The organism is Paenibacillus sp. FSL W7-1279, from assembly GCF_037969845.1.
Taxonomy (GTDB): domain Bacteria; phylum Bacillota; class Bacilli; order Paenibacillales; family Paenibacillaceae; genus Paenibacillus_AQ.
The window spans coordinates 6874782-6888515 of record NZ_CP150215.1 but is presented as its reverse complement, the minus strand read 5'-3'; the positions used below and the strand labels follow the sequence as shown (position 1 = coordinate 6888515).

The following is a 13734-nucleotide window of genomic DNA, read 5'->3' as shown; positions in this document are numbered from 1 at the left end:
TGGACAATAACAGCATGGTTAAGGAGGACTGGAGAATATGGCCACTAGCGGACAAGTGAAGGAATTAAGCCTGAAAGGGCGGGATATGATCGAGCTGGACGAATACTCGACGGAAGAGATTCAGTTCTTGCTTGATTCGGCAATTGAGATCAAACGCAAGCAGAAGAACGGCGAAGTCTATCAGCCGCTGAAAGGCAAGACGATCGGATTGATTTTTGAGAAGTCGTCCACGCGGACGCGGGTTTCATTCGAGGCTGGGATGTTCCAGCTGGGCGGACATGCACTCTTTTTAAGTAAAAACGATATTCAGCTCGGACGCGGCGAGCCGATCAGCGATACGGCTCAGGTGATGTCCCGTTATTTGGACGGCTTAATGATCCGTACCTTCGGGCACGACAACGTGGTCAACCTGGCGAAATATGCCTCCATTCCGGTTATCAACGGCCTGAGCGACATGGCGCATCCATGTCAGGTGCTGGCCGATTTGCAGACCGTGCTGGAGCACAAGGGTAAGCTGAAAGGTCTCAAAATGGCCTTTATCGGCGATGGCAACAATATGGCGCATTCGCTCCTAATTGGCGGCGCTAAGATGGGCATGCATGTGGCCGTAGCCAGTCCGAAGGGCTATGAGGCGGATGCCAGCATCGTGAAGCTGAGCGAGGAAATCGCGGCGCAAACGGGTGGCAAAATTACGATTACGCAAGACCCGATCGAAGCCGCGAAGGATGCGGACGTGATCTATACGGATGTATGGGCAAGCATGGGCTTTGAAGAGGAGCAGGCACAGCGGGAGGCTGCGTTTGCGGACTACCAGGTGAATGAGGAGCTTGTGAAGGCGGCGAAGCCGGATTACTTGTTCCTGCATTGCCTCCCGGCCCATCGGGGCGAAGAGGTCAGTGAAGGCGTGATCGACGGTGCCAACTCCGTCATTTTTGATCAGGCCGAGAACCGTCTCCATGCCCAGAAGGCTTTGATGGTTGCTTTGATGGCTTAGTGCAACTCGATTGCAGCGAACATTCTCTATGAAAATGCGTCAATGGACGTTATCTTTAGTATAATGAACGACAGGGTTGTTAGTAACAAAGAGAGGGAGTTTAACGATGGCAAAACAAAAAATCGTGCTGGCGTATTCCGGTGGCCTGGATACGTCCGTTATTCTGAAATGGCTGAAAGAAACTTACGATGCGGAGATCATTGCTTTCACGGCCGATATCGGCCAGAAGGAAGAGCTGGACGGACTTGAGGAAAAAGCGCTGGCGACCGGCGCCTCCAAAGTATACATCGATGATCTGCGCGACGAATTTGCAACGGATTTCATCTATCCGATGTTCCAGGCGGGTGCCATGTACGAAGGGCAGTACCTGCTCGGTACCAGCATCGCGCGTCCGTTGATTGCCAAACGCATGGTGGATATCGCTCGTGCCGAAGGCGCGACGGCGATTGCGCACGGCGCTACGGGCAAAGGGAACGACCAGGTTCGTTTTGAGCTTGGCGTAGCCGGCTTGGCACCGGACATTGAAGTAATCGCGCCTTGGCGCATCGAGGAGTTCCGTAACTCCTTCCCGGGTCGCGCAGAGATGATCGCTTACGCAGAAGCCCATGGCATTCCGGTGACGGCATCCGCGGCGAAATCCTACTCCATGGACCGCAACCTGCTCCATATTAGTTATGAGAGCGGCGTGCTGGAGGATCCTTGGTTCGATGCAAGCGCAGAGGACAGCAAGGATATGTACCTGCTCAGCGTATCGCCTGAGGATGCGCCGGACGAGGCGGAATACCTCGAGCTTACGTTTGAGCAAGGGAATGTTGTTGCGCTGAACGGCGAAACGATGAGCCCGCTGCAAGTGATGGAGAAGCTGAACGAGCTGGGCGGCAAGCACGGCATCGGTCGCGTGGATATGGTGGAGAACCGTTTCGTAGGCATGAAGAGCCGCGGTGTCTACGAGACGCCGGGTGGAACGATCCTGTTCACCGCTCATCGCAAAATGGAATCCATCACGATGGACCGCGAAGTGATGAACCTGCGCGACAGCCTGATTACCCGTTACAGCACCTTGGTTTATAACGGTTTCTGGTTTGCGCCGGAACGTCTGGCACTGCAGGCCCTGGTAACCGAGAGCCAGAAGAACGTATCCGGTACGGTGCGCGTGAAGCTGTATAAAGGCAACATTATCGGCGCAGGCGTAAAGAGTCCGGTTAGTCTGTACAACCCGGATATCGCTACGATGGAAGCCGATCCAACGCAAGCTTATGATCAGGGCGATGCGACCGGCTTTATCCGCTTGAACGCACTGCGTTTGAAAGTGGCAACCGGCGTGAACCAGAATCAATAAGTTTACAATAATGAACAGGCTGAAGGCCGTTTTCATGCAAGGGAGCTCCGTTGATTCTCGCGTAACCGGGATCAATGGGACTTCTTAAGCGGGAAGCGGCCCTCTGCCTTAAACAGAGAGGGGCAAGTGTTGTGAGCAAGTTATGGGGCGGACGCTTTACGAAGCAGACCAACGCATTGGTAGAGGAATATACGGCATCCATCGGTTTTGATAAGCAGCTGGCTGAGGAGGATATCCAGGGAAGCCTTGCGCATGTGTCCATGCTGGGCAAATGCGGCATCGTGCCGGCCGAAGACGTGGAGACGATCAAGGCTGGCTTGAACAAGGTGCTGGAGCGCATCCGTGAGGGCAGCATCGAGTTCTCCGTTTCGGATGAGGATATCCATATGAACATCGAGAAGAATCTGATCGAGGAAATCGGACCTGTCGGCGGCAAGCTCCACACAGGACGCAGCCGTAACGATCAAGTGGCTACGGATATGCATCTGTATTTGCGTAACCGCGTGGTGGCGCTGACCGGCATGCTGCATGAGCTGCAAACCGCATTAATCGGGCAAGCCAAGGATAACCTGGACACAATTATTCCGGGGTATACGCATCTGCAGCGTGCTCAGCCGATTCTGTTTGCGCATCATCTGATGGCTTACGTGTCCATGTTCCAGCGGGATATCGACCGTCTGATCGACAGCTATAAGCGCATTAATGTGTTGCCGCTCGGGGCAGGCGCGCTAGCGGGGACGACGTTCCCGATCGACCGCCATTTCGTGGCGGAGCAGCTTGGGTTTGACGGCGTTTACGAGAACAGTCTGGATGCGGTCAGCGACCGCGACTTCATTCTGGAATTCCTCTCGGATGCTTCCATCATCATGATGCACTTGTCCCGCTTGAGCGAGGAGCTGGTGCTCTGGAGCAGCACAGAGTTCAACTTCATCGAGCTGGATGATGCGTTCTGTACGGGCAGCAGCATAATGCCGCAGAAGAAGAATCCGGATGTACCAGAGCTGGTCCGCGGCAAAACCGGTCGTGTATATGGCAACCTGATGGGTCTGCTCACCGTGCTGAAGTCGCTGCCGCTTGCTTATAACAAGGATATGCAGGAAGATAAAGAGGGCATGTTCGATACCGTGGCTACACTGGAAGGCGCATTGCAGCTGTTTGCTCCGATGATTGCCACGATGAAGGTCAACAAAGGCCGCATGCGTGAAGCGGTGAATACCGACTTCTCCAACGCAACCGACATCGCGGACTTCCTGGTTGGCAAAGGACTTCCTTTCCGTCAAGCGCATGAAGTGATCGGCAAGACCGTATTGTACTGCATCCAGAACAACAAGTATCTGCTGGACCTGACGCTGGATGAGTTCAAGCAGTTCTCGGAGCTGTTCGACGACTCCATTTATGGTGTGCTTCAACCCGAGACGGTAGTCAATGCGCGTAACGTTTACGGCGGCACGGCAACCGAGCAGGTGAAGGCGGCCATTGACCGCAGCGTGCGGACGCTTCAGGTTACGGAAGAATGGCTGGGTCTCCGTCAAGGGAATGTAGAGTAACGATACAGAAATCGCAAGCGTGAAAAAATAGAGGTGGACCGGCAAACGCTACATTTGCCGATCCACCTTTTTTAAGATATCAAAAAAGTATGAACGAATCGCAGGGGCGGTGTCCTCCATTGCATGCGGATAAACCGAACAGCGGGACAACTGCTGCCCGTAGGATGGGCATGCATATCTGGATTCATCAGGCTTTCAACGGAAGCCACTTCAGCACATCCTGAATGTGAGTATCCCAATATCCCCAATCATGGCCGCCTGGGCCTTCCAGATAGGTGAGATCGAGGGAGGTTTCTTCGCAGGCCTTGCGGAACGCTTGATTGTCTTCATAGAGGAAGTCTTCGGTTCCGCAGCATTGATAAAGCAGCGGCTTAGGCCCCTCTGATCGATCGACTTCCTGAAGCAGCCACAGCAGGTCGTTGTCGGTGCCGGTAATATCTTGATCTCCGTAGACTAATTGATGTTCAAACAAGGCCTCATTCCTCCGGACATGACCCGCCATATCGAGCGCGCCCGACAAACTGGCAGCTGCGGCAAAGGCTTCGGGACAGCGAAGGGCCAGCTTGAATGCCCCGTACCCGCCCATGGACAAGCCGGCGACGAAGTTATCTTCTCGCGCGTGGGATAACGGGAAGAAGGAACGGGCAATGGCCGGCAGCTCCTGGCTGATGAAGGTCCAGTATTTGCCGCCGTATTCCATGTCCGTATAGAAGCTGCGGTGCACCTGCGGCATAACGACGGCAATGCCCATCTCGGCCACATAGCGTTCGATGGAGGTTCTGCGCAGCCAGATGGAATCGTCGTCGGACAGGCCGTGCAGCAGGAAGAGCGTCGGATGCAGCCCTTTTTTGGCATGATTGGTCATACCAATCTGCGAAGAGGTTTGCTGAGGGAGAATAACGGTCATGGACGTGCTGAGACCGAGTACCTCCGAGTAGAAGTGACATTGCATAAGAGCCATGTTATGTATCCCCTTTCACTTTTGTAAATGTGAATCGAAAAGACGAGTCTATTTAAATCATATCACAATCCTCGGGGATATAAAGGCGGCTCGGGCCGGAATCGAAATGGATAGGATAAGCTGCATACTTCATCTCGGTCTTGAGACCGAGGCGAAGTTCAGCCATCGGGCTGTTCTATGATTAGCGGGGTTGTGGTATCTTAGAGGGAGATTATGGCTCCACCCTGGTGGAGGATGGACTTTTATTTAAGGTAATTGTTGTGATGAAGCCGTTTAGATATAGATAGTGATTACTTTGTGATATGGAGGATACTCATGATACCACGTGACGACAAGCTATCCGATCTGAAGATTACGGGCACCGGAAGTTCAAGCGGCGGCCAATACGACAAGGTACGCATTGACGGTGCCGGGCAAATAAATGGAGATCTGGAGTGCCGGGAATTGATAGGCAATGGAACGATGAGCGTCAATGGCGCCGTCGCTGCGCGTACGATTCGCGTGAACGGTTCGGGAACCATTAAGGGGGCCGTGGAGTCTGAGGAGCTGAATGTTGCCGGCAGCCTGAGCTTGAAAGAAGGATTGCGCAGCAGATCCATCTACATCGGGGGGCATTGCAGCGTTCACGGAGATTCCGAATCGAAGAAGCTTGAGGTTACCGGAAACTTGAGAAGCCATGGTGATGTGCGGAGTGAATCCGCCACGTTCCAGGGAGGCTTTAAGATCGATGGCCGCCTGCATGTTGGAACAGCGGATATCCGAGTATTGGGTCGCTGCCTTGCACAGGAAATCGTTGGAGACCGGATCACGATTCGCAAAAAAGGGAAGCGGCTCTGGGAAATGCTGTCCTTGTCTTTAAGGGGAACGCGCCTGGAGGCTCGTATTATTGAAGGCGACGTCCTTGATCTCGAGTATGTCGAAGCTGATATCGTCCGCGGTAATCGGGTGATCCTAGGCAAAGGTTGCGAGATTCGGCAAGTGGAGTACAGAGATGAACTGTCACAGCATCCGGAAGCCGAGGTCAGAGCGTCCAGGCGGTTTTAAGGGTGGAAACCATCCCCGCGTTCAGGCCTTAGGCCGAACAGGTGGAATATACCGAGGCCTTCAGCGCAGATGCCATGGCAGAAGTCGGGACCTTTTATAAAATCGATGTCTTATACTAAATAGCGGAAAGGCAAACAGCCCGGATTCGCGGTTCTATTCGCGAATCCGGGCTGTTCCATGTTTCTACTATGTTCGGTATGACCAATGGGAAATCCACAAGGGCTTTCGCCGCAGAACGGAACCGATAGAGTAGACGTCGATGTTTTCAATGCTATCTCCAGGTTTAGGGTGCGCTGATACCGTCCTCAACCACTTCCTCTTTCGGTGTGTCATTCGCTTCCGGCAGTTGGACCTCGCTTGTCGGATTGATGGCAACGATGCTGTTCTGGGGGCGATAGGTATCCTTGGATATTTTAACCTTCTCTACAACCTTGCCGTTTACTTTCTTGGTTCGGTAGGTTTCAACCACATAGCCTGGCTTCCCGTTCTGAACCACCTGCTTGAGTCCTGGCGGCAGCGAGTTATTGTGAATGACCTTCTCTGGTGACGGCAAGGTTTCAACGGTGGTGGACACAAGCTCATATTCCGTGTTTTCCGGGAAGGTGCCAAACATCTTCAACGTTAAATTACCGTGCGATACTTCCGATAAAATAAGCAGATGCTTGCCTGTGTTGTTTCGGAAACGGAAATTGATCGCCCCTTCCGCGAAGGTGGCATCCTGCCCCTTGGGCAGGTAGCTGACCGGAAGGGAATGATTCCGCCTTTCGGTGATCTCCAGTCCGATCAGTAGGGCGGCATGATACACCGTGCTGGATACCTGGCAGATTCCGCCGCCGATGCCGGGGACCAGCTTGCCGTTCACGATGACAGGAGCTTCTTCAAAACCGTATTCCTTTTTCGCGGTATCAATAATATGAGCATAATTGAATTCATCGCCGGGCTTCAGAATCATGCCGTCTACGGATTTGGCAGCAGCGGTCACGTTATGAACGCGTCCAGGCCCGCTGGATCCGAGACTGGTGGAGAATTCAACGATTTTGCGCTCAATCCCGTCATCCTGCAGCGATTTTACGGTAACGGGGGGCTTTTGACGGATGAGAGGCAGCGAAACCGTAATGATCTCATCGGGATTCGGCTCGGTGAAGTGAGACTCATTCGGAAGCACAGCGCCGAACCCTTCATAGAATGCGGGCCAATCAATACGGTATGCTGTTTTCTCCGGAGTGTACCGGACAACATCATCTTGGGATATGCTCCGTACCGCATTGACGGGTTCCCCGAAGCGTTCCTTTTGCCACTCTTCGCTCAGCCTCTCTTTTAACACATCGCGATCCCAGTCCGTGGATATATGCCATTCCTGCTGAAAGTTACGCCGGTATAGAACTTGATCCCATAGTGATCCTTCGGACAACCTGGCGATAGCCTCCTGAAAATCGGCTGCGTTGAATTGAACTCCGGCCTCTCGGAGAGTGAAGCTTTCCGTGTGTCCCTTAAGCGCGTCCGATTGCAGCTCCACCTTCAGCGCTGTCATCGCCTGCAGCCGTTGATCCAGCTCTGACAGCACCTCGTCTGATGGTTTACCGCCTACCTGCCAACCGGAGAGAACAACCCCCTTCGGGAGTTCCTTCTGGTTCACGTACATCGTCAATAGACCGAAGCCGACGGAGAGGAGAAGACCGAAACTGATGACAATGATGAGACCAAGATGAATTTTTTTCATTCGAAACCACCTTCTTAACTTCGTATTGGCCGCAGTTCATGCACTTGTTCATGTATATGTCACGGTGGGCTTAAACTTTCGGGTACTCAAAAGGTAACAAATTTGTTACAATAGACGATGTCGTGAGGATTTTTCATGGATTTTAAAGGAATTCGATGGAAACTGTCGAAAGTATAATGGCTAATTAAGGATTGGGAAGTGATGAAGTGATCGAAATGCAGGACGTATGGAAGACCTATCCGAACGGCGCTCATGCGCTTCAGGGAGTTTCCGTCAAAATCAATCGAAATGAATTCGTCTATGTTGTCGGACCATCAGGTGCGGGCAAATCGACGTTTATGAAACTTATCTATAGAGAAGAAGTTCCTACCAAGGGTCAAATTTCCGTTAACGGATTTAATATCGGGAAGCTGCAACAGCGCAAAATCCCCTATGTTCGCCGAAATATCGGGGTTATTTTTCAAGACTATCGTCTGCTGCCCAAGCTGACTGCTTACGAAAATGTAGCTTTTGCCATGGAGGTTATTGAAGCGCCGCCGCGTCTCATCAAGAGACGGGTCATGGAGGTGCTGGAGCTTGTGGGTCTGAAAGCCAAGGCGAACCGCGAACCTTCCCAGCTCTCCGGCGGGGAGCAGCAGCGGATCGCAATCGCCAGAGCGATTGTGAACAACCCCGCCGTCATTATTGCGGACGAGCCTACAGGTAATCTGGATCCGGAAACCTCGTGGGGCATCATGCAGCTGCTGGATGAGATCAATTTCAGGGGAACCACTATCGTAATGGCTACCCACAACAGGGATATCGTGAACACCATGCGCAAACGCGTTCTTGCGATTGAGCACGGACAGATCGTCCGTGACCAGCAGAGAGGAGATTACGGGTATGAATTTTAGAACCTTCTTGCGGCACTTGCGGGAAGGGGCGAAGAGCGTTTTCCGGAACGGATGGATGTCGGTCGCATCCGTCACTTCCATCGTGGTGTCTTTGTTTATACTCGGCGTTTTCATGCTGTTAGTCATGAATGTGAACGCTTTAGCCGATAAAGCAGATAGCAATGTGCAAATCAATACGTACTTAAATCTCAACGTGGATGAGAAGCTGCGCGAGACCATTAAGGGTGAACTCGAGGCCATGCCGGAGGTCAGCGCCATCAAGTTCGTGTCCAAGGAAGAGGGCATGAAGGAGCTTGAGGAAAGCCTGGGCTCCGAATGGGTGGAAGGCTTCAGCGAGGCGGACCAGAATCCCCTACCGGATGCATTCGAAGTTTCCGTTATTGAACCGACCACGGTCGGTTTTGTTGCCGACAAGATTACGGCCCTGAACAAGAAGTATACGGAGGAGCCGATCCTGCGTGTCAAGTATGGGGAAGGCACGGTAGAAACCCTGTTCAAGATTACGAAGACGGTACGGAATATCGGCTTTATTTTCGTAGCGGGACTCGGCTTGATGTCCATGTTCTTGATCTCGAACACCATTCGGGTTACGATTTTGGCCCGTCGCCGCGAGATCGGCATTATGAAGCTTGTCGGCGCGACCAACAACTTCATTCGCTGGCCGTTCTTCGTGGAGGGCGCCATGATCGGCCTGATGGGCTCCATTGTGACGGTCACGCTGTTGTTTGTAGGCTACAACCGCCTGTACGCCGCATCGCAAACGGATTTGACGTTAGCCCAAAGTTTAATCCCTCTAGGCGATTTGTGGCTGCCGATCGGCACCATTGTTGTTGGGCTGGGCATTGTCATTGGCATCTGGGGAAGCACCATGTCGATACGTAAATTTTTGAAAGTATAAAACAAGGTAAAGGATGGGGAGCGAAACTTGAAGAAGATCGCCGCAGGAGTAGCAGCCTTATTACTGGCCACTGTTATGATCCAACCGACCGTCGGACAAGCCGAGAAGAAGACTTCAGCCGATGTAGATCGAGAGCTGAGAGTGCTTCAGGAGCAGGTCAAGAAAGCTCGGGCGCAGAAGAACAAAGCAGCGGAAAATAAACAAGAAGCTCAGCATTACAAGAAGAAAACAACGAAGAATCTGAAATATGTGATGGAGCAGATCAGCATCGTCAGCAATGAATTGACCAAAATCTCCATGAAGATCGAGGAGACAGAGGATCTGCTAAGAAAAACGACCAAGGAACTTGAAGCGGCGGAGGAGCGTATCGCCTCCCGTGAGAAGCTGTTGGAATCCCGAATTCGCCTCATCTATATGGATGGGCAAGTATCGTATCTGGATGTGCTGCTCTCCTCGACCAGCTTCAGCGATTTTATTGAGCGTGCGGATTCCTTGAAGACGATCGTTAACCAGGACCAGGATTTGCTGGTGGAGCATAAGCAGGACAAGCTGCTGGTCATTGACAAGAAGAAGGAACTTGAAGGACAGTATGCAACCGCCAAGGACCTGTATGGCCAAATGGAGGACCGTAAGAGCATCTTGAACGAGAAGGAACAGGAGAAGCGCGTACTACTGGCCCAGTATGATCAGGAAATTGAGGATGCGGAAATCTTGACCGAAGAGCAGGATAGAATGCTGGTTGCCCTGGCAAGCAAACGTTCGGATCTGCAGAAGGAAAAGAATAAGCTGGCGGCCGAGGAAGCTGCCCGTAAAGCAGCGGCTGCCAAAGCGGCTGCGGCAAAAAGAGCGGCTGCGGCGAAAAGAGCCAAGGCGACCACCCTCGGCGGTAGTAGCGGCGGCGACGGATATACAGGTAACGGCGGACCATTCGCCCTTCCGGTCTCCGGAGCCAGACTGTCTTCCGGTTATGGGCCGCGAGTCCATCCGGTAACGGGTGAGGTTGGCAAGATGCATACGGGCCAGGATTTTGCGGCTCCGCAAGGGACGGAGATCCGTGCAGCCGAGAGCGGCACGGTGATCTTGGCCGAATGGTGGAGCGGTTACGGAAACTGTGTTATTGTTGATCATGGGGGCGGCGTATGGACATTGTATGGACATATCCGCAACGGCGGCATTAAAGTCAGCGAAGGCGATAAGGTGTCCAGAGGGCAGAAGATTGCCGAAGTAGGCTCCACGGGTCAGAGCACAGGACCGCATCTTCATTTTGAGGTTCGGGTCAATGGATCGCCGGTGAATCCTTCGCCTTATCTGTAACAGAATTTCATGACTTATACCATATAACCTTCAGACCGCTGTATAAATATTCCCGGCAAGCCAATCATATACTAGGTGGACGGGATTCCCCGTGTGTGTAGCAGTTGAAACGTACAAAGGCGGTGAAGTACTTGCTGAAAAAACGAACGGCTGTCTTTCTGGTCATAGCTGCCATGCTATGCGGCGTGCTGTTAACGATGGCTTTGACCCAGCTGCCCGCTCCCAGCCAGACTGGAGACGGTGAGGGGCTGCTGGCCAGTATAGCGAACAGGAATGGACTGGAGCAGTCTGAAGCGAAAAAACTGGGGACAGCAATTGACCTCATCGAAAGCAATTATTACAAGGATATCGATCGGTCGAAACTGATCGACGGCGCCATCAACGGGATGATGGAAGCGCTGGAAGATCCATATTCCAACTATATGGGAAAAGAAACGGCAGCCCAGTTTGAAGAGAGCATCGAGGGCTCCTTCTCGGGGATTGGCGCGGAGGTGTCCTCTGTAGATGGCAGTGTGGTCGTTGTGTCTCCGATCAAGGGATCTCCTGCGGATAAAGCCGGCATTCGGGCGAAGGACACCATCCTTTCAGTCAATGGCGAATCCTTGCAGGGCCTTGAGCTGAACGCGGCCGTCAATAAGATTCGCGGTCCGAAGGGCTCCAAGGCAGTCCTTCAGATCAAGCGTGCTGGCTCCGAACAGCCGATCGAGTATGTTATCGTTCGTGATGACGTCGATCTGGAAACCGTATCGGCACGGATGGAGAAGGGCGGAATCGGCGTTATTGAGATCTCCCAATTCTCGCTGAACACAGGCGAACGCTTTAAGGAAGAACTCGAGAAACTGGAAAGCCAGGGCATGAAGGGACTGCTGATCGACGTCCGGAACAATCCAGGCGGCGTGCTGTCCGTTGTCATTGACATTGCAGAGCAGTTCGTACCTAAAGGCGAGTTGATCGTTCAGGTAGAGGATAAGAATAAGAAGCGGGAGAAGCATCCGTCGAACGGTGAGGCGAAATCCTATCCGATTACGGTGCTGATGAACAAGGGCAGCGCCAGCGCTTCCGAAATTTTGGCGGGCGCACTGCAGCAGTCGGCGGGAGCTACTTTGATGGGTGAGCATTCCTTCGGTAAAGGAACCGTGCAAACGAGCTTCGATAAGCAATTTGGCGATGGAAGCCTGCTCAAAGTTACGATTGCCAAATGGTTGACACCAAACGGTACCTGGATCCATGAGAAGGGAATTGAGCCGGATATTCAGGTGTCACAGCCGGAATACTTTACCGTTGCACCGATCGATAAGAAGAAAACCTATACGTACGACACCAATAGCACGGATGTGAAGAACGCGCAGATCATGCTTGAAGCCGTTGGCTATAAGACTGGGCGTACCGATGGCTATTTCGACCGGAACACGGAGAAGGCGATCAAGAGCTTCCAGAGCAAGCACAAGCTGAAAGCGGACGGTATTCTTAACGGCGCCACAGCCGAGGCGTTGGAAGCCGCATTGATCGAGAAGATTCAGGATCCGAAAGAGGATAATCAAATGAATCGCGGAATTGCCGAGGTTCGGAAGGAAATCGCCGCTCAGGCGTCGAACAAGTAAGAAGGCTGAACGTTAGCCTTCTTTTTTTTCTTTTAAGATATCAGAAAGTATAAGCTTTGAAGCGTCTTGAAGCTGAAAGGAGCGTGGCAAGCTGTTGGAGACATTGAAACAACTGCTTATGTATGGGATAGATGCAGGCATACAACTGCTGACGCAGCCCTTTTATTATATTTCGATTTTGTTTGTGATGCTGTTTTACCGAAGGCAGGTGCTGGTGGAGCGCAAGCTGTTCCATGTGAAGCTGCATTCCTGGGGGTTGCAGACATGGCGAACGTTTCTAGGCGGGCTGCTGGCAGGAATCGGCGTGTCCGTCGTTGTGGCCTTCCTCGGGATATCCTTAAGCCTGGAAGCCATTATATGCATATGGGTGACATCCCTGATCCTGATGCTGTTTCATATCCGGTACTTATGCTTTGCCTATTCCATCGGCCTTCTTGGGATCATTCAGTTTGGATTAAGCTGGTTTCCGAATTGGCAGCCGGATGGGTGGATCAGTCAAGTAACCACAACGATTGTTGGATTGGACATTCCCGCGCTGCTGGCTTTATCCGCCGTCCTGCATTTTGCCGAAGCCTTACTTGTCAGGATACAGGGTTCGGGTTTTGCTACACCGCTGTTCCTTGAGGGGAAGCGTGGCAAGCTCGTTGGCGGCTATCATATGCAGAGTTTCTGGCCCTTGCCCTTGTTCCTGCTTGTTCCGGCGGTAAGCGGAGGCAGCGCGCTGCCCTGGACGCCATTTTTCGGCGGTGATGCCTGGAGCGCAGGCTTTACGATGATGGCGCTCCCGGTCGTAATCGGCTTCGGGGAAATGACGCAGAGCATGCTTCCACAGGAGAAGGCAGGAATCACATCGAAGCGGCTCATATTCTACGGAGCGATTGTGCTGGCATTGAGCCTGCTTGCCGAGTGGTGGACACCGCTTACTATCGTGGCTGCATTAGCGGCATTACTGCTGCACGAAGGCTTGGTGTGGTACAGCCGTTATGAAGAGCAGCAGCGCAGTCCGATCTTTGTTCATCCGATTCGTGGACTACGCGTCCTCGCGGTGCTTCCGAATAGTCCGGCAAGCGAACTAGGCATTCTGGCTGGAGAGACGATTCTGAAGGTGAACGGTAAACTGATCCATAGCAAGGAACAGCTGCATAGCGCCCTTCGTCAGAATTCGGCCTTCTGTAAGCTGGAGGTTCAGAATCATCAAGGGGAGAGCAAGTTCCTGCAGCGTGCAATTTACGCGGGGGATCATCATCAGCTGGGAGCTATCGTGGCGCCTGATCCGAGAGATGGCATAGCGGTGAGATTGAAGCCGGTAAGCTTGATCACGCTGCTGGCGAATAAACTTCATATTCGCAGCAAGCGGGGTTCTTCCGGCAGCGCAACGACCGGCGGCTCCGAAGAAACAGGTTTCCATTCATCATGATACTGG

General features: G+C 52.7%; 11 protein-coding genes. 9 read left to right on the top strand and 2 right to left on the bottom strand.

The window, feature by feature from the left end:
- Positions 1 to 37: 37 nt before the first annotated feature.
- The 3 genes from argF to argH all read left to right on the top strand — a co-directional run bounded on the left by argF (position 38) and on the right by argH (position 3880).
- On the top strand, positions 38 to 994 hold the full coding sequence (gene argF / locus MKY82_RS31280; protein WP_194539898.1) for an ornithine carbamoyltransferase: 957 nt from the start codon (positions 38 to 40) through the stop codon (positions 992 to 994).
- Between the two features lie 106 nt (positions 995 to 1100).
- Positions 1101 to 2333, top strand: coding sequence for an argininosuccinate synthase (locus MKY82_RS31275; protein WP_194539897.1), 1233 nt, complete (start codon positions 1101 to 1103; stop codon positions 2331 to 2333).
- 131 nt (positions 2334 to 2464) lie between these two features.
- Complete coding sequence (gene argH / locus MKY82_RS31270; RefSeq protein ID WP_220683713.1) at positions 2465 to 3880, top strand: argininosuccinate lyase; 1416 nt, start codon at positions 2465 to 2467, stop codon at positions 3878 to 3880.
- Between the two features lie 187 nt (positions 3881 to 4067).
- Here the strand turns inward: argH and MKY82_RS31265 are convergent, their stop codons facing one another.
- Positions 4068 to 4841 carry an alpha/beta hydrolase family protein gene (locus tag MKY82_RS31265; protein ID WP_194539896.1) on the bottom strand — a complete coding sequence of 258 codons (774 nt, stop codon included), beginning with the start codon at positions 4839 to 4841 and terminating at the stop codon, positions 4068 to 4070.
- Positions 4842 to 5156: 315 nt separating this feature from the next.
- Between MKY82_RS31265 and MKY82_RS31260 the strand changes: the two genes are divergently transcribed.
- The gene (locus tag MKY82_RS31260; protein WP_339220272.1) at positions 5157 to 5885 is read left to right on the top strand and encodes a polymer-forming cytoskeletal protein; all 729 of its coding nucleotides are present in this window, start codon (positions 5157 to 5159) and stop codon (positions 5883 to 5885) included.
- A gap of 283 nt (positions 5886 to 6168) precedes the next feature.
- On the opposite strand, the gene MKY82_RS31255 is transcribed toward MKY82_RS31260, so the two are convergent.
- Positions 6169 to 7605, bottom strand: coding sequence for a VanW family protein (locus MKY82_RS31255; RefSeq protein ID WP_339295009.1), 1437 nt, complete (start codon positions 7603 to 7605; stop codon positions 6169 to 6171).
- Positions 7606 to 7811: 206 nt separating this feature from the next.
- Here MKY82_RS31255 and ftsE point away from each other — a divergent pair, with 206 nt between their 5' ends.
- The 5 genes from ftsE (at position 7812) to MKY82_RS31230 (ending at position 13728) form a co-directional block, all read left to right on the top strand.
- On the top strand, positions 7812 to 8498 hold the full coding sequence (gene ftsE, locus MKY82_RS31250) for a cell division ATP-binding protein FtsE (RefSeq protein WP_113059704.1): 687 nt from the start codon (positions 7812 to 7814) through the stop codon (positions 8496 to 8498).
- Positions 8488 to 9396, top strand: a complete 909-nt coding sequence (gene ftsX / locus MKY82_RS31245) for a permease-like cell division protein FtsX (protein ID WP_194539893.1) — start codon at positions 8488 to 8490, stop codon at positions 9394 to 9396. Before ftsE ends, ftsX begins: the two co-directional genes overlap by 11 nt.
- A 27-nt stretch (positions 9397 to 9423) precedes the next feature.
- Positions 9424 to 10710: a M23 family metallopeptidase gene (locus tag MKY82_RS31240; RefSeq protein ID WP_220683716.1), complete on the top strand. Its 1287-nt coding sequence runs from the start codon at positions 9424 to 9426 to the stop codon at positions 10708 to 10710.
- A gap of 131 nt (positions 10711 to 10841) precedes the next feature.
- Positions 10842 to 12311, top strand: a complete 1470-nt coding sequence (locus MKY82_RS31235) for a S41 family peptidase (protein ID WP_071219771.1) — start codon at positions 10842 to 10844, stop codon at positions 12309 to 12311.
- A gap of 94 nt (positions 12312 to 12405) precedes the next feature.
- Positions 12406 to 13728 carry a PDZ domain-containing protein gene (locus MKY82_RS31230; RefSeq protein WP_339295008.1) on the top strand — a complete coding sequence of 441 codons (1323 nt, stop codon included), beginning with the start codon at positions 12406 to 12408 and terminating at the stop codon, positions 13726 to 13728.
- The last annotated feature ends 6 nt before the right edge of the window (positions 13729 to 13734 follow it).